This window comes from Micromonospora sp. LOL_021 (genome assembly GCF_048060215.1).
Classification (GTDB): domain Bacteria; phylum Actinomycetota; class Actinomycetes; order Mycobacteriales; family Micromonosporaceae; genus Micromonospora_E.
Genome location: NZ_JBHMIN010000040.1, coordinates 1 through 16,050, shown reverse-complemented (window position 1 = coordinate 16,050; position 16,050 = coordinate 1). Strand labels below are relative to the sequence as shown.

General features: G+C 72.0%; 17 protein-coding genes. 13 read left to right on the top strand and 4 right to left on the bottom strand.

The features are described from left to right. Nucleotides 1–7: 7 nt before the first annotated feature. From ACFHWT_RS22665 to ACFHWT_RS22650, 4 genes are read left to right on the top strand one after another with little or no spacing between them, the layout of a single operon-like run. On the top strand, nucleotides 8–1,075 hold the full coding sequence (locus ACFHWT_RS22665) for a BMP family ABC transporter substrate-binding protein (protein ID WP_416596673.1): 1,068 nt from the start codon (nucleotides 8–10) through the stop codon (nucleotides 1,073–1,075). A gap of 50 nt (nucleotides 1,076–1,125) precedes the next feature. Then, on the top strand, nucleotides 1,126–2,754 hold the full coding sequence (locus ACFHWT_RS22660; protein ID WP_416596672.1) for an ABC transporter ATP-binding protein: 1,629 nt from the start codon (nucleotides 1,126–1,128) through the stop codon (nucleotides 2,752–2,754). Next, complete coding sequence (locus tag ACFHWT_RS22655; protein WP_416596671.1) at nucleotides 2,754–4,067, top strand: ABC transporter permease; 1,314 nt, start codon at nucleotides 2,754–2,756, stop codon at nucleotides 4,065–4,067. The genes ACFHWT_RS22660 and ACFHWT_RS22655 overlap by 1 nt, the downstream gene beginning before the upstream one ends. Continuing rightward, nucleotides 4,064–4,978 (top strand): ABC transporter permease, encoded by a 915-nt coding sequence (locus ACFHWT_RS22650; RefSeq protein WP_282231874.1) that lies wholly within the window; start codon nucleotides 4,064–4,066, stop codon nucleotides 4,976–4,978. The genes ACFHWT_RS22655 and ACFHWT_RS22650 overlap by 4 nt, the downstream gene beginning before the upstream one ends. Nucleotides 4,979–5,018: 40 nt before the next feature. Here the strand turns inward: ACFHWT_RS22650 and ACFHWT_RS22645 are convergent, their stop codons facing one another. Beyond that, on the bottom strand, nucleotides 5,019–5,537 hold the full coding sequence (locus ACFHWT_RS22645; protein ID WP_416596670.1) for a DUF421 domain-containing protein: 519 nt from the start codon (nucleotides 5,535–5,537) through the stop codon (nucleotides 5,019–5,021). A 174-nt stretch (nucleotides 5,538–5,711) separates the two neighbouring features. Between ACFHWT_RS22645 and ACFHWT_RS22640 the strand changes: the two genes are divergently transcribed. Continuing rightward, on the top strand, nucleotides 5,712–6,749 hold the full coding sequence (locus tag ACFHWT_RS22640) for a sodium:calcium antiporter (protein ID WP_416596669.1): 1,038 nt from the start codon (nucleotides 5,712–5,714) through the stop codon (nucleotides 6,747–6,749). A gap of 20 nt (nucleotides 6,750–6,769) precedes the next feature. On the opposite strand, the gene ACFHWT_RS22635 is transcribed toward ACFHWT_RS22640, so the two are convergent. Beyond that, nucleotides 6,770–7,798, bottom strand: coding sequence for an aldo/keto reductase (locus ACFHWT_RS22635; protein ID WP_416596668.1), 1,029 nt, complete (start codon nucleotides 7,796–7,798; stop codon nucleotides 6,770–6,772). Nucleotides 7,799–7,965: 167 nt separating this feature from the next. Between ACFHWT_RS22635 and ACFHWT_RS22630 the strand changes: the two genes are divergently transcribed. The 3 genes from ACFHWT_RS22630 to ACFHWT_RS22620 are packed head-to-tail and all read left to right on the top strand — an operon-like array spanning nucleotide 7,966 to nucleotide 9,647. Beyond that, complete coding sequence (locus ACFHWT_RS22630) at nucleotides 7,966–8,415, top strand: VOC family protein (RefSeq protein WP_278170800.1); 450 nt, start codon at nucleotides 7,966–7,968, stop codon at nucleotides 8,413–8,415. Further along, nucleotides 8,403–8,813, top strand: a complete 411-nt coding sequence (locus tag ACFHWT_RS22625; RefSeq protein WP_416596667.1) for a nuclear transport factor 2 family protein — start codon at nucleotides 8,403–8,405, stop codon at nucleotides 8,811–8,813. The genes ACFHWT_RS22630 and ACFHWT_RS22625 overlap by 13 nt, the downstream gene beginning before the upstream one ends. Before the next feature lie 54 nt (nucleotides 8,814–8,867). Beyond that, nucleotides 8,868–9,647 carry an IclR family transcriptional regulator gene (locus ACFHWT_RS22620; protein ID WP_416596666.1) on the top strand — a complete coding sequence of 260 codons (780 nt, stop codon included), beginning with the start codon at nucleotides 8,868–8,870 and terminating at the stop codon, nucleotides 9,645–9,647. Here the strand turns inward: ACFHWT_RS22620 and ACFHWT_RS22615 are convergent. Together ACFHWT_RS22615 and ACFHWT_RS22610 are read right to left on the bottom strand one after the other, a co-directional pair. Next, on the bottom strand, nucleotides 9,644–10,534 hold the full coding sequence (locus ACFHWT_RS22615) for an IclR family transcriptional regulator (RefSeq protein ID WP_416596665.1): 891 nt from the start codon (nucleotides 10,532–10,534) through the stop codon (nucleotides 9,644–9,646). The genes ACFHWT_RS22620 and ACFHWT_RS22615 overlap by 4 nt on opposite strands. 100 nt (nucleotides 10,535–10,634) lie before the next feature. Then, nucleotides 10,635–11,975: a hypothetical protein gene (locus ACFHWT_RS22610; RefSeq protein ID WP_416596664.1), complete on the bottom strand. Its 1,341-nt coding sequence runs from the start codon at nucleotides 11,973–11,975 to the stop codon at nucleotides 10,635–10,637. A gap of 175 nt (nucleotides 11,976–12,150) precedes the next feature. On the opposite strand from ACFHWT_RS22610, the gene fdxA reads away from it, so the two are divergent. The 5 genes from fdxA to ACFHWT_RS22585 all read left to right on the top strand — a co-directional run. After that, on the top strand, nucleotides 12,151–12,465 hold the full coding sequence (gene fdxA / locus ACFHWT_RS22605) for a ferredoxin (RefSeq protein WP_416596663.1): 315 nt from the start codon (nucleotides 12,151–12,153) through the stop codon (nucleotides 12,463–12,465). Next, nucleotides 12,462–13,442, top strand: a complete 981-nt coding sequence (locus ACFHWT_RS22600) for an NAD(P)/FAD-dependent oxidoreductase (RefSeq protein WP_416596662.1) — start codon at nucleotides 12,462–12,464, stop codon at nucleotides 13,440–13,442. Before fdxA ends, ACFHWT_RS22600 begins: the two co-directional genes overlap by 4 nt. Beyond that, the gene (locus ACFHWT_RS22595; protein ID WP_416596661.1) at nucleotides 13,439–14,347 is read left to right on the top strand and encodes a fumarylacetoacetate hydrolase family protein; all 909 of its coding nucleotides are present in this window, start codon (nucleotides 13,439–13,441) and stop codon (nucleotides 14,345–14,347) included. Before ACFHWT_RS22600 ends, ACFHWT_RS22595 begins: the two co-directional genes overlap by 4 nt. Beyond that, a complete protein-coding gene (locus tag ACFHWT_RS22590; protein WP_416596660.1) occupies nucleotides 14,347–15,534 on the top strand; it encodes a hypothetical protein in 1,188 nt (395 codons plus the stop codon). Before ACFHWT_RS22595 ends, ACFHWT_RS22590 begins: the two co-directional genes overlap by 1 nt. 9 nt (nucleotides 15,535–15,543) lie before the next feature. Next, nucleotides 15,544–16,050: aldolase/citrate lyase family protein (locus ACFHWT_RS22585; RefSeq protein ID WP_416596659.1), on the top strand; the 507-nt coding region annotated here is incomplete at its 3' end.

Genomic DNA, 16,050 nt, shown 5'->3' with positions numbered 1-16,050 from the left:
AATAAGGATGCGAAAGGGTGCGGCGGCGCTGCTCGCCGGCGCCGTCAGCCTCGCGCTGGTCGGCTGCGCGGACAACGACGCCACCGCGCCGGACCCCGCCGGCTCCGAGGGCGGCGGCACCGTCATCGCCGGCCAGCCGGACGTCAACGGCGACGGCAAGGTGCTGATCGGGGTGCTCAGCCCCGGCGACATCAACGACAACGGCTACTACGAGAGCTTCGTCGCCGAAGCCGAGCGGTTCGCCAACGAGCAGGGCTGGGAGGTCATCAAGCGGGGCTCAGTGCCACCGACCGAGGCGCTCAGCTCGGCCCGGGCGCTGTGCCAGCAGGGCGTCGACATGGTGGCGCTGGGCGCCTCCGAGCTCAAGGACGCCATCCCGGCCTCCGAGGAGCCGGCCTGCGAGAACGTCGCCTGGTACGTGCCGTCGTCGGAGAACATCCCGCAGACCCCGGAGATCGTCATCTCCAGCGACGATCCGAACCAGAGCATGCTCGCCGCCGGGTACGCCACCGGTCTGCTGATGGAGGAGAACGGCGACACCAAGGCCGGCTTCGTCACCGGCATGGAGGTCGACTTCGCGATCAACGCCGCCCGGGCCTTCAAGGCCGGTATCCGGATGGTGGTCCCCGAGGCCGAGCTGGTGATCACCTACACCGGTGACTTCAACGATTCCGCCAAGGCCCGGGAGGCCGTACAGGCGCAGATCGACCAGGGCGTCGGCGTGGTGTACCCGTACCTCGGTGGGGCCACCGACGCCGCCACCGAGCTGGCCAACGAGGGCAACGCGATCACCCTGACCCCGGGCACCGACCGGTGCGACTCGACCGAGCCGGAGTTCGACATCTCGGTCATCTTCGACCCGGGTGCCTACTTCGCCGCCGCGCTGACCCTGTTCGCCGAGGGCGAGCTGGAGATGGGCACCACCAAGGTGTGGCAGATCGGGGTCGACCCGTACCCGGCGATCAAGATCTGCGACCCGACGGCGGAGCAGACCGAGCGGATGGACGCCTTCGTCACCGACGTGGCCGAGGGCAACATCGACACCGCCGCCGAGGTGGAGCGGCTCGGCGGCTGACCCGCCACCGCCCCGTACTTCGGAATCCGCTGCCTGACCCGACTATCGAGGTGGAACGGACTGTGCACACCGACGGCCACACGGCGCCGGCGCTCACCCTGCGCGGAGTGAGCAAGCGCTACGGTCCGGTCGTCGCCTGCGACGCCGTGGATCTCGCCGTACGACCCGGCGAGATCCACGGCCTCCTCGGCGAGAACGGGGCCGGCAAGTCGACTCTGATGAAGATCCTGCTCGGGCTGGTGCACCGGGACGCCGGCAACATCCTGCGCGACGGCGAGCTGGTGGAGATCGACACCCCGCAGCGAGCGGCCGATCTGGGGCTGGGCATGGTGCACCAGCACTTCAGCCTGATCGACCCGCTCACCGTCTGGGAGAACGTGATCATGGGCGACAGCGGCCGGGTCGACAAAGGCGCGGCCTGCGCCCAGGTCGAGCAGGTCGCCGAGCGGTACGGCCTGCCGATCGACCCGATGGCCCGGGTGGACCGGCTCTCCGCCGGGGAACGGCAACGGGTCGAGTTGATCAAGTGTCTGCGCCGCGACCCGTCGGTGCTGATCCTCGACGAACCGACGTCGGTGCTCACCCAGGCCGAGTCGGCTGAGCTGTTCACCGTGCTGCGCCGCGTGGTGCAGGCGGAGAACCGGGCGGTCATCCTGATCAGTCACAAGCTGGCCGAGATCATCGCGGCCACCGACCAGGTCACCGTACTGCGCCGGGGCGCGGTGGTGTTCCACGGGCCGACCGCGCGGACCACCCCCCAGTTGCTGGCCCGGCAGATGGTCGGCCGGGAGGTGTCGCTGCGAGCGGAGAGCGCCGCGCTGGGCATGCTGCCGGTCGAACGCACCGGCGACCAACCGGCAGGGGACCAGCCAGCAGATGACCGGCCGGCGGGGCAACCCGCCGACAGACCTGCCGAGCCGGCGACGGCAGGTTCCCCGCCGGTGCTGCGACTGCGCGACCTCACCGTGCTCCTCGGCGAGCTGCGGATCCTCGACGCGCTCAACCTCGACGTCGCACCGGGGGAGATCGTCGGCCTGTACGGCGTCGAAGGCAACGGTCAGGCCACCCTCGGCGACCTGCTCTCCGGGCTGCTGGTGCCCGACTCCGGCACCGTCGAGATCGGCGGCGAGCCGGTCGACCTCGACCGGGCCGGCGCGCTGCACACCGCCGGACTCGGCATCGTGCCCGAGGACCGGCACCGCTCCGGCGTCGTGCTGGACATGACGATCGCCGAGAACCTGGTGATGAAGTCGCTGGCCCGGGTCTCCGGCTCCGGCGGGGTGCTCAGCCGGCGGCGGATCCAGCAGATCGCCCGGCAGCGGATGACCGAGTTCAACATCATCGCCCCGTCCCCGGACACCCCGGTGCGCAGCCTCTCCGGCGGCAACCAGCAGCGGGTGGTGCTGGCCCGGGAACTGTCCGCCGGACCGAGGGTGCTGATCGCCGCCCAGCCCACCCACGGGCTGGACGTCGGCGCGATCGAAGACATGTACGTGCGGCTGCGGCAGGCCGCCGCGGAAGGGGTGGCGGTTTTGCTGATCTCCACCGAACTCGAAGAGGTGATGGCCCTGTCCGACCGGGTGGCGGTGATCTCCTCGGGCCGGATCGTCGGGGTGCTCGACCCGGCCGAGGCCACCGCGGAACGCCTCGGGATGCTGGTCGGCGGGGTGAGCCAGTGATGGCCACGTTGACCGGTGCGGACCCGGCCGGCCGACGGCTGCTGGCCCGGCTCACCCCCGGCCCCGGCGGCTGGCAGGTCACTGCGGCGACGGTGGTCACGGTCGCCGTCGCCCTCGGCCTGTCCGCGTTGCTGATCGCGGTCACCGGCGGCTCGCCGAGCGCCTCGGTGCAGGCGCTCTACCAGGGCAGCATGGCCAGTCCGCGGGCCTGGAGCAACTCGCTGCTCTACGTCGCGCCGCTGCTGCTGGTCGCGGTCGGCGCCTGCGTCAGCGCCCGGTCCGGCTTCTTCAACATCGGCCAGGAGGGCCAGGTGCTGATCGGGGCGCTGGCCGGTGCCTGGGTCGGCCTGCGACTCGCCCTGCCCGGGCCGCTGCTGCTGGTCGTCGTGCTGCTCGCCGCGCTGCTCGCCGCCGGCGGTTGGGCCGGGCTGAGCGCGTTGATGTACCGCTTCCGCGGGGTCAACGTGGTGGTCAGCACGCTGCTGATGACCTTCCTGGCCCAGCAGCTGGTGGCGTTCGCGGTCAACACCCCGTGGCTGCTGCAGGAGTCGCGGCTGGGCACCGGGGTGGTCTCTCCGCAGTCCAACCCGCTGCCGGAGAACGCCCGGCTCGCCTCCCTCGGTGAGTACCCGAACCTGCAGGTCAACGGAGGGCTGATCCTGGCCGTCCTGATCGCGGTGGCGATCAGCCTGGCGATGACCCGGACCCGGTGGGGGTTCCGGCTCAAGATGCTCGGGCTCAACCCGGTCACCGCCCAGCACGCCGGGGTCCGGGTCGGAGCCCTCGGTGGGATGGCGCTGGCCATCTCGGGAGCCTTCGCCGGTCTGGCCGGCGCGCTGCTGCTGACCAGCCCGATCGGCAGCCACCGGCTGCAGCCGGGGATGTCGTTGAACCTCGGCTGGGACGGCCTGCTGGTCGCCCTGGTCGGCCGGAACAATCCGCTGCTGGCCATCCCGGTGGCGGTGCTGTTCGGCGTGCTGCGCGCCGGTTCCAGCTTCCTGGCCGCCACCGGGGTGCCGTCGTTCCTGGTCGACGTGGTCAAGGCGCTGCTGGTGCTGGCGTTCGTGGCGCCGCCTGCGGTGATCGCCCTGCTGCGCCGGCGGCGGGCCGGCGGTGAACCGGCCGGTACTCCGCAGCCGACCGGTGGCCTGCCGACCCCGACCCCGTCGACGGGGGAGCCGGCGGCACCCGGCACCGAGGTGCCGGCGATCGACGTCCCGGAGGCGACCGGAAGCAGGGAGACCGGAAGCGGCGCGACCGGTAGCGGGCCGACCGGAAGCGAGAAGACCACCATGGAAGGCAGGCCGGCATGAGCGCCGCCGACAACATCGCCACCATTTTGTCCAGTGGGGCGCGGCTGACCATCCCGTTGGCCTTCGCCGCCTGCGGCGAGTACGTGGCGCAACGCGCCGGCACGCTGAACATCTCGGTCGAGGGCATGATGCTCGGCGCGGCGTTCGGCTCGGTCGCGGTGGCCAGCGCCACCGGCAGCGCCACCATCGGTCTGGCCGCCGGCGCACTCGTCGGCGTGCTGGTCGCCGTGCTGCACGCCAACCTGTCGCACCGGGCCCAGATCAACACGTTCGTCGTCGGCCTGGTGCTCAACGCGCTGGTGCTCGGCCTGACCAGCTACCTGATCACCATCAGCAGCTTCACCGGGCATCAGGTGTGGCGGGTGGACATCCCGGTGCTGCGCGACATCCCGATCATCGGGCCGATGCTGTTCGTGCAGCGCTGGCCGGCGTACCTGCTGCTGATCGCGATACCGCTGACCTGGTGGCTGGTAGAACGCAGCCGGTGGGGCCTGGAGCTACGGGCGGTCGGGGAGAACCCGCAGGCCGCCGACGTCAGCGGGATCCGGGTCAACCACCGGCGCCGGCAGGCGCTGCTGTTCTGCGGCCTGCTCGCCGGGCTCGGCGGTGCCTACCTGGCGGTGGGTGAGGTCGGCTCGTTCAACCAGAACATGACCGCTGGCCGTGGCTACCTGGTGATCGCTGCGGTGATCTTCGGCGCCTGGCGGCTCGGTCGGACCATGGTCGGCTGCGCGGTGTTCGGCCTTGCCGACGCGATGCGGCTGGCGCTGCCGGCGCTCGGGGTGACCATCAACTCGCAGTTGCTCATCGCTGCGCCGTACCTGCTGGCGCTGCTGGCCATGCTGGTCTTCGCCACCCAGCATCGAGAACCGAGAGCGCTGGCCAAACCGTTCCAGCGCGGCACCACCTAGTTGGCGACTGACTACCGGCGACCCGGCGTCACCGCCGGGCTCAGCGCACCGCTCCTCGTGTGACGTCGCTCAGAGCGGTACCGTCGCCTATTCGCTCACGCGTGATCACGCTGAACGAACCATCGGTTTCCAGCACCACGGCGGCCACCTGGGCGATGTCCCCGACACCCTGTGCCCGGACCGCCTGCCGGATCTCGTTGTCGGTGATTCGTTGGCGGCGCATCGACGCGGTGAGCAGTTCACCGTCGTGGAGCAGCAGCGTCGGAGTGGACTTCAGTGCGGACCGGAGCGGAGCCCACCGTACGGACAGCCAGGTCGCGGCGAACTGGAGAGCCACCAACAGGACCAGCGCCGCCGCGCCTTCGGCGAACGAGACGTCGCCGGAGAGCAGGATGGTCGCCAGAGTGGAGCCGAGCGCGACCGTGACGACCAGGTCGAAGGCGTTCAGCTTCGCCAGGGTCCGTTTGCCGGACGCTCTGAGTACGCCGACGAGAAGGACGTAGGTCAGGACACCGACAGCGGTGACTCGCCACAGGTCATCTGGGTTGTCGAGTAACATCCTGCTCGGATACCCGCGACGGTTCCCAGCTATCCGGCGACCGGCTGACGAGCGGATGATTCGCCGTGGCGGTGATCGGGTAGCGAGGGCGGTCATGGGACCTGAACGGACGAGGACGGCTCGGCTGTGCCCACCGCCGCCGGATCATCCACGAAGCGGCGACGGTGGGCGGCGGTGACCGGCTCGACCTGGCCGCTGGCACCGAGTATCGCGGCGCTCGCGGTCGCCCTGCTGGTGATCGTCTTCGCCGGCAAGTCGCTGGCGGCGACCGCCGACACCCTCGCCGACCGGACCGGGATGGGCGAGGCCATCGCCGGAGCGCTGCTGCTCGGCGCGGTCACCTCGCTACCCGGGATCGCCACCACCACGATCGGTGCCTGGCAGGGCGACGCACAGTTCGCCATCGCCAACCCGATCGGCGGCATCGCCGTACAGACGGTCTGGCTGGCCATCGCCGATCTGCTCTACCGGCGGTCGAACATCGAACACGCGGCCGCCTCGCTGGAGAACATCATGCAGGCGCTGGTGCTGGTGGCGCTGCTCTGCCTGCCGATCGTCGCCTACGCCACGCCCGGCCTGACCCTCGGCTGGGTGCATCCGGCGAGCCTGCTGATCCCGGTCCTTTACCTGTATGGGCTGCACCTGGTCCGCCGGCTGCGCCAGAACCCGATGTGGCGGGCCGAGCAGACCTCGGACACCCGGCAGGACGTCCCGGACGACCCCGACGGCGACGCCGACGGTGCGCCCAGCACCCGCCGGCTGTGGTGGCGGCTGGCCGCGCTCGCCGCCGTCGTCGGCGGCACCGGCTACCTCATCGGGCAGGGCGGCCTGGGGGTGATCGCGGCGACCGGCCTGCCCAGCGGCTTCGTCGGTTTCACCGTCACCACCGCGATCACGTCGTTGCCGGAGCTGGTCACCCTGATCGCGGCGGTCCGGATTGGGGCGTTGACCCTGGGAATCGGCAACATCCTCGGCGGCAACGCGTTCGACTCACTGATGATCTTCCTCGCCGACGCGGCGTACCGGCCGGGGTCGGTCTATACCGACGCGGCCTCCGCCGGTCTGCTCCTCGCCGGGTCGACCACGCTGCTCACCGTGACGCTCGCCGCCGGTCTGATCCTGCGCGAACGCCGGGGTGTCGGCTTCGAGGGCGTCGCCATTCCGGTGGTCTACCTGGTCACGGTGGTGTTGCTGCTGGTCCGCGCCGCCTGACCGGACTGCCCCGGCGGGCGTCAGCCGCGGCGACGCGACGCCGGGTCGGTGAGTGCCGGCGGCCGGTAGCCGGCGTCGGCCGGGTTGACGTTGTGTCCTGGCGGCACCAGCTCGTCGATGCGGTCCAGCACTGCGGCGGGCAGCCCGGTCAGCTCCCCGGCACCGAGCTGACTGCGCAGCTGGGGCAGGGTGCGCGGGCCGACGATGGCGGTGGTCACCGCCGGGTGGCTCAGCACGAAACCGAGGGCCAGCTCGATCAGGCTCAGCCCGGCCTGCGCGGCCAGCTTCTCCAACTCGCCGACGACGTCGAGTTTGCGCTGCCGGGCGGCGGCGTCGCGGAAGTCGAAGTGGTCGGCGTTGCGTCCGGCCCGTGAGTCGGCGGGGACCTCGGCGGAGCGGTACTTGCCGGTCAGCCAGCCGCCGTTGAGCGGGCTGAAGGCGAGCACCCCGAGTCGGTGCCGCTGGCAGGTCGGCAGGACCCCGGCCTCCACCCCCCGCGCCATGATCGAGTACGGCAGCTGTTCGGTGGTGAACCGCTCCCGCTGCCGTCGCTGGGCGGCCCACTGCGCCTCGACGATCTCCTCGGCGGGGAACGCCGACGAGCCGACCATCAGCACCTTGCCCTCGCGGACCAGGTCGGACAGCGCACCGAGGGTCTCGTCGACGTCGGTGCCCGGGTCCGGCCGGTGCATCTGGTAGAGGTCGATCCGGTCGGTGCCGAGCCGGCGCAGACTCGCTTCGACCGCCTGCCGGATCCACCGCCGCGAGTTGCCGCGTCGGTTGCGGTCGTCCCCCATCGGCTCGTGGAACTTGGTGGCCAGCACGACGTCGTCGCGGCGACCCCGTAGCGCCCGGCCGAGGATCTGCTCGGACTCGCCGTGCGCGTACACGTCGGCGGTGTCCACGACGTTGATTCCGGCGTCGAGTGCCTCGCCGACGATCCGTCGGCATTCCTGCTCGTCGGTGTTGCCCCAGGCACCGAACATCATCGCGCCGAGGCAGAGTGTGCTCACCTCGACGCCGGTGCCGCCGAGTCTGCGGTACTGCATCACGACCTCCCGCCGCCAGCCTGTCACCCGACCGCCGACGGCGGCACCGTTGCCGCGGCTCGAATGCCGATCGCCGGGTTTGTGTCCCCGGCACATGGATCCCGGCTACGGTGCCGAATAGCCTGGTAGACGCGCTGCAACAGACAATTTGGCAACTGGAGGTTCCTGTGGCGACCGGCCTGACCCACGCCCGATGGACGCACGTGGCACTGCCCACCGGCGACCTCGACAAGGCCATCTCGTTCTACACCTCGCTCACCCCGCTGGTGGTGGTCGAACGGTTCGCCGACGCCGACGGCGAGAGCGTCTGGCTGTCGAACGACAAGCAGGTCGAGACACCGTTCGTGCTGGTGCTGGTCTCGTTCAACAAGGACAAGGGCGGCCAACTGGGGCTGCTGCACCCGTTCGCGCACATCGGCATCGAGGTGCCGAACCGGTCCGACGTCGACGAGATCGCCGAGCGGGCCCGGGAGATGGGCTGCCTGCACTGGGAGCCGCGGCAGATGCCGCCGCCGGTCGGCTACATCTGCGCGTTGAAGGACCCGGACGGCAACGTCATCGAGATCTCCCACGACCAGCAGGTGTTCGACACCGTACGGCGGCTGTGGGGGAGCTGACCGGCGGACGCACCCGCGACGCGGTGCAGCGGTACCTGGCCGCGCTCAACGCCCGGGACGCCGACGCGGTCGCCGGCTGCGTCAGTCCCGGGTTCGTCAACGAGCACACTGCGGCGCTGGGCCGCACCGTCACCGGCCGGGCCGCGTACCGCGCCCGGCTGGACGGCTTCCTTGCCGAGTTCGCCGACCTGCACTACGAGGTCGAGGATCTGCTGGTCGAGGGCGACCGGGCGGCGGTGGCGTACCGGATGTCGTTTCGGCTGGTGTCGGCCGGCCGCGCGCCGGTACGCATCCGGGGCATGTTCCGCTTCCAGGTGGACGCCGACGGGCTGATCGCCCGCCGGGTCGACTACTGGGACAGTGCCGAGGTGCACCGGCAGATCGCCGCCGCCGGCTGATCCCCGCCGGCTGGCTGATCCCGCACGTCGGCGGGTGCTCGGTAGAGTGGCGTCGTGGTGGTCACGGGTCGGGCGGCAGGTGAGGCGAGCGAGGTGACCGGCGACGGGCCGGCCATCCAGACGGTGCAGCGCGCCGCGACGATTCTGCGGGCGTTCACCGTGGAACGGCCCCGGCTCACCCTCGCCGAGTTGACCGCCGACCTGGCGATCAGCCGGGCCACCGCGCACCGGTACGCACGGGCGCTGCGCGCCGCCAACCTGCTGCGGTTCGACCTCGCCACCGCCACCTACACGTTGGGGCCGCAGATCCTGGCGATGGAGGCGGCTGCCCGTGCCGCACTGCCGATCGTCACCGTCGCCGAGCCCTACCTCGACCGGCTGACCCGCGACACCAACCAGACCTCGGTGCTGAGCATCTGGAACGGCGAGGCACCGACGGTGGTCCGGTGCATGGACAACACCAGCGGTGACGTCCGGCTCAGCGTGCGTACCGGCTCGCCGTTGGACCTGGCCCGCTCGGCCCAGGGTCGGGTGTTCTGCGCGTACCTGCCGCCCGCCGAGTATCCGGTGGTGGCCCGGCAGTTGCGACTGTCCGCCGCGCTGCGGGAGGTGGTCGCGCAGGTCCGCCGCGACGGCGTCGCGGTCAACTCACCGGAGGATTTCGGGGTACGGGTGATCGCCGCCCCGGTGTTCGAACGCACCCAGGTGGTCGCTGCGCTCGCGGTGCTCGGCACCAGCGTGGCGCTGGCCGGAGCGGCGCAGACTGCAGCGGCTGACCAGCTGCGGCAGGTCGCGGGGGAGTTGTCCGAGACGCTGGGGGCGATCGCCGGTTAACGCCGGCTGGTCCGTCCGTTGCCACCCGGCTGGTGGCTGGTCCGCCCGTTGCCATCCTGGTGGTGGCCGTTGGACCCGGGGTCGCCCGGCGGCTGGTGGCCGTTACCGGCGACGCTGCCCAGTTCGGCGGTGACCACGGCGGCGGCGCGCTGCAGGGCGGCGGCCAGCGGACTGTCGGTGCCCTCCGGCACCGACGTGGTGGTGCCGACAATCGCCATGGCGGCGATCAGCGTCTGGCCCCGGAAGATCGGCGCGGCGATGCTGCGTACCCCGTTGACCGACGGCGTGTTGGCGGAGATGCCGGTACGGCGGATCTTGTCGACCTCGTGGCGCAGCTCGGCCGAGGCCGCCAGGTCGGCGGCCAGCCCGGGGACGTCATCCGCCGGCAGGAACGCGCAGAACACCCGGCCCTGGGCGGACTCGGTACGCGACAGCCGGGACCCGGTGCGGACGCTGACCCGGATCACCCGGTCGGTGTTGTCGTCGGCGCGGACCACCACCGCCGTGTCGCCGTCCCAGACGCTGAGCACCACGGTCTCGTCGACCTCGCGGACCAGCTGCTGCATGTGCGGGCCGGCGATGCTGATCACCGGCATGGCGGCGCGGGCGGCGGCGGACAGGGTGAGGATCTGTGGGCCGAGGGAGTAGAGGCCCTCGCGTTCGTCGTAGCGCAGCAGGTTGCTCTCCCGCAGCGCCTTGGTGTAGCGGTGCGCGGTGGCCTTGCTGGTGCCGAGGCTGGCGGTGAGCTCGTTGAGGCTCAGCCGGGGTCGGGCGGCGGTGAACGCGTTGAGAATCACCGCGGCACGCTGCACGGTCTGGATCGCCGGGGTGCTCGGTTCGGCGAGCACCGGGGGGCTCACCTCGGCGGGAGAGCTGTCGTCCGCCATCTGGCTTCCTTATCTGGCTTCCTGGGCGGAAGCGGCGGGGCGTGCGCACCGGACGGGGTGGGTGCGGGCGGCCGGAACGCGTACGGAAAGTGAGACAGCATCATGCCATACGGTACCCTGTGCTGTCGATGGTGCCGGTGTGCCGTACCGCGATGTCCGCATAAATGCCGGCGAACATCCGCAGATCGGCCAGCGCGTACCGGTCCCGTCGGGGATCGGCGGGATCGGTGCCCCGGCCGGGCGGTCCCAGCCGTACCGTCGGCACGCCCCGACCGCGCAGCACCACCCCGTCGGTGGAACCGGTCCAGCCGAGGACCGGCCGTGGCTGTTCACCGTACGCCGCCGCCCAGGCGTCGCGCGCGTGCCGGGCGATCGGCGCGTCCGGTGCCGTCGCCGCGGCCGGGTGCACCAGTTGCCCGTCCACCGCGACCGGGCAGTCGGCCAGCGGGGTACCGGCGGTCGCGGCGGAGACAGTGGCCTGCACCTCGTCGCGGAGCTGCGCCGGATCGTCACCGGGCACCGTCACCAGGTACAGGTGCAGGTCCACCCGGCCCGGCAGCAGATCCGGCTTGGCCGGCTGCCCGGCGCGTACCGCACCGATGCCGACCTCGGCGCCGACCGCAGCGGTCGGATCGGCCCGAGCGGCCAGGTGCCGCCGCCGGAAATCCTCCAGCGCCTCGATCACCACGCCGAGATGGGTGATCAGACCGCCGGGCGGCACCGCCTGCTCGCGGGCCAGCACCGGATGGAACCGGCTGGTGAGCCGTACCCGCAGGTAGAGGGCGCCCGGTTCGGCGGTCAGCACGCCCGGCGGACTGGTCTTGGCCAGCACCGCCGCGGCGGGTGCCGGGTGCCGGTCCAGGTGCCGGGCGACACCGCCGGGCTGCTGCCGGGTCACTCCGCCGGCACCAGCGCGCCGTCGCGACCCACCGGGACCATCTGGCGGATGCGACAGGTGGTACCGGTGGGTTCCGGTGGCGGCCAGCAGCAGGGTCAGCCGGTGCGGCCGGTCGGCCGCCCGCAGCGCCTCGGCGGCGGCGACGAAACCGACCAGCGCGGTCGCGGCGGCGGCCCGGGCGACCCCGAGGCCGAGGCCGTCTACCAGGGCGTCACCGTCCGGCCCGAGCGAGCGGCGCAGTCCACCCGCTGGACCGGACGAGCCGGTCACCGGCTCGTCGAAGTCCGGGTCACCGGTGAGGGATGTGTCGAGGTGGGAGCAGATCAGCAGCTCCGGTGCGTCGTCGTGGCCGGCGGTGACCACGAGGTTGGCGCTGCGCGGCAGCTCGGCGGTCGCTGGCAGCCGGTCGACCCGCCAGGCCAGCTCCGGCCAGCGGGCGCCGCCCCAGCCGGCCAGTCGTTCGGCGGTGGCCAACTCCTGTCCGTACGGGGTCGGCCCAGCGGCCAGCACCGTCAGGGCGTCGACGATCCGGTCCTCGCTCATCGCCTCATCCCATCACTCCCGTCCAAGATGACGTCTCGCATGTTGACATAGCCAGGGTGGGGTCTCTAGCGTGACGTCACATCAACGACGCCGCTGTCCAACCAGATAACCGCAGGTCGCAGAGGCGCGAGGCGCGAGCAGGACGGCGAAGAGGCCCACTGATGCGGGAGGACCGATGACCTACGTGGTCACCGACGAATGCGTGGACGTACAGGACCGCTCCTGCGTCGAGGAATGCCCCGTGGACTGCATCTACGAGGGCGACCGGATGATGTACATCAACCCCGACGAGTGCGTCGAGTGCGGCCGGTGCGAACCGGTCTGCCCGGTCACCTCGATCTTCCACCTGGACGACCTGCCGGCCGACCAGGCACACTTCGGCCCGATCAACGCCGAGTTCTTCAGCGAACTCGGCGCCCCCGGCGGTGCCCGCAAGATCGGCCGGGTCGGTCGCGACCACCCGGCCGTCGCCGGGAGCGCCGGCTCATGACCGCCGAACACGATGTCGACCTGGCCATCATCGGCGCCGGCCCGGCCGGCCTGTACGCCGCCTACTACGCCGGCTTCCGTGGGATGACCGTGGCGATCATCGACTCGCTGCCCGAACCGGGCGGACAGATCGCTGCCCTCTACCCGGAGAAGGACATCTACGACATCGCCGGCCTGCCGGCGATCAAAGGTCAACAGCTCGTCGACGACCTGCTCACCCAGGCCGCCACCGCCAAACCCACCTTCCTGCTGGGTGAGAGCGCCGTGGAGCTGACCAACGCCGCCGACCACGTGCTGATCGGCACCGACTCCGGCAGCCGGGTGCGCGCCAAGGCGGTCCTGCTGACCGCCGGGATCGGCACCTTCACCCCGCGCGAACTGCCGGTCGGCAGCGACTACCTCGGCCGTGGGCTGCGCTACTTCGTGCCCCGGCTGGAGGAACTCGCCGGCCAGCAGGTCGTCGTGGTCGGCGGCGGCGACTCCGCCGTCGACTGGGCACTCGCCCTGGAGCCGTACGCCGCCAACGTCACCCTGGTGCACCGCCGGCCGCAGTTCCGCGCCCACGAACGCAGCGTCGAGCAGCTGCACGCGTCGACCGTGCGGGTGGTCACCCCGTACGAGGTCAGCGGCATCGCCGGCGACCCGCAGCTGACCTCGGTGACGATCAGCGAGGTACGCGGCGACGGGCGCGAGGAACTGCCTGCCCAGGCGGTGGTGGCCGCTCTCGGCTTCATCGCCGACCTCGGCCCGATGCAGCAGTGGGGGCTGGAGATGACCAAACGGCACATCACCGTCGACCGGTCGATGCGGACCAACCTGCCCCGGGTATACGCCGCCGGTGACGTCACCGACTACCCCGGCAAGGTACGGCTGATCTCGGTCGGCTTCGGTGAGGCCGCCGCCGCCGTCAACAACCTGGCACCGCTGGTCAACCCGGCGCTGAGCACCGTGCCCGGCCACTCCTCGGACGCCGCGTGAGCGCCCCCGGACTGCAACTGCTCGCCACCCGGCGCGGTCTGGCCCGGATCTGCGGCGACGGCACCGCCGAACTGCTCGACCTGCCGTACCGCGACGTCGCCGAGCTGCTGCGGGCCGGCGCCGGCCTGACCCCGGCCGCCGACGCGCCGGCCCGCGAACGACTGCCGCTGGACAGCGTCACCGCCGAGCTGGTCGCCCCGCTGGGCAGCACCCGGGCGGTGTGGGGGGTCGGCCTCAACTACCACTGCAAGGCACGGGCCGCCGGTCGGGCCGTCCCCAGCGAACCGGTGCTCTACCTCAAGTCGGCCAGCGCCGGATCCGGCCCGGACGCCACCGTGGCGCTGCCCAGCTCGATCAGCGCTCAACCCGACTACGAAGGCGAGATCGCGCTGGTCATCGGGGCCCGGATGCACCGTACGCCGGCCGAGCATGCCTGGTCGCACGTCGCGGCGATCACCGCCGCCAACGACCTGACCGCCCGGGACGTGATGGCCGCCTCGGCCAACCCGACGCTGGCCAAGAGCTTCCCCGGTTTCGGCGCGCTGGGCACGTCGGTGCTGGACATCGCCGCCGTCGCCGACCGCGACGCCATCGAGGTGCGGACCACCGTCAACGGCGAGGTACGCCAGCAGGCCACCAGCGCCGACCTGATCTTCCCGGTGCCGCAGCTGCTCGCCTGGATCACCCGGTACGTGGTGCTGGAACCCGGCGACGTGGTGCTCACCGGCACCCCGGCCGGCACCGGCCAGGACCGGGGCTGCTTCCTGTGCCCCGGCGACCTGGTCGAGGTCTCGGTCGGCGGGGTACTGCCACTGCGCACCCGGTTCTGCGCCGAAACCCCCGACGGAACTCTCGACACGGTGGCGCCGTCGTCCTCTCCTTCGCACAGAAAGTCCGCTGACTGATGACTGAGAATGCTCCCCGGTACGACCTGGTGCTGGCCGGTGGCGAGGTGTTCGACTCCGCCACCGGCGCCAGCCAGGTCGCCGACGTCGCGGTGACCGGCGACCGGATCGCCCGGATCGCCCCCGGCCTGGCCGCCAACGCCCGCGAGGTGATCGACTGCGCCGGCCGGTACGTGCTGCCCGGCCTGGTCGAGGGACACACCCACATCTTCGCCGAGGTGTCCAAGGTCGGTGCCCCGCCGGACGAGGCGCACCTGCACCGGGGCGTCGTCGCAGCCTGCGACGCCGGCACCGTCGGTGCCTCCACCTTCGCCGCCTTCGAGCGGTACGTCGCCGCCCCGGCGAAGCTGCGGCTGGTCAACTTCCTCAACGTCAGCGTGCTCGGGCTGATCGACTTCCGGTTCGGCGAGCTGATGAACCCGGACACGCTGGTCCCCGAGGACGCCCTCGCGGTCGCCGCCGCCAACCCGCACCGGGTCCGCGGCTTCAAGATCCGGCTCTCCGAGGACGTCGTCGGGCACAACTGGCGGCCGCTGCTCAAGCGTTCCCTGGAGCTGTCCGCCGACGCCGGCCTGCCGCTGATGATCCACATCGGGGAGACCCCGGAGCCGTTGCCGGCCGTGCTGGAGATGCTGCGCCCCGGCGACGTCGTCGCGCACTGCTACACCGGCAAACCGTACGGCATTCTGGCCGACGGCACCGTGCTGCCCGAGGTGTACGCCGCCCGTGAGCGTGGCGTGCTGTTCGAGTCGGCGCACGGCAAGAGCAACCTCAGCTTCAAGGTGGCCGAACCGGCGATCGCGCAGGGCTTCTACCCCGACGTGATCACCTCGGACACCTCGGCCCGCAACTGGCACGGCCCGGTGTTCGACCTGGTCACCAGCATGGCCAAACTGCGGGCGCTGGGCATGACGATGGAGCAGATCGTGCCCCGGGTGACCAGCGCCCCGGCCCGGCTGACCGGCCTGGACGCCGAGGGCTACGGCAGCCTCGTCGAAGGCGGTCCGGCGCACGTCACCGTGCTCGCCGACGCCGACGAGGCGGTGCTGCCCGACGCGGCCGGCAACCAGATCACCGCGCCCCGGCTGGAGCCGGAGGTGGTGCTGCTGGCCGGCGAGCGGGTGCCGACCGTACCGTGGCGCGGCCTGCCCACCGACCAGGCCGGTGCCGCCGGCCGGGCCGGCTGAGGACCGACCGTGACGCGCACCGGGGTGCACACCGGCCGGGCCGCGCTGCGCGAGCGGCTGCGGCGCGGCCGGCGGGTGGTCGGCACGTTTCTCAAACTGCCCGGCACCGACGCGGTCGAGCTGGCCGCCCAGGCCGGCCTCGACTTCGTCGTGGTCGACCTGGAGCATTCCGGGTTGGACGAGCGGACCGCCGCCGGGCAGCTGCGGCACGCCGCGCTGCTCGGCCTGCCGGCCCTGGTCCGGCTGGCGGCGGTCGACCCGGCGCAGGTCAACCGGCTGCTCGAGGCCGGAGCCGCCGGGGTGCAGCTGTCCACCGTCCGCGCCCGCGCGCAGCTCGCCGCACTGCAGGCCGCCGTCCGGTACGCGCCGGCCGGTCGGCGCAGCATCAGCCTCGCCCACCCCGCCGCCGGCTACGGGTCCGCCGGGTTGGACGCCTACCTGGCCGCCGACGTTCTCCCGACCCTGTGGGCGCAGCGGGCCAGCTCGCTGGCGGCGGTGCTGGGCCGGCAGCGCGGA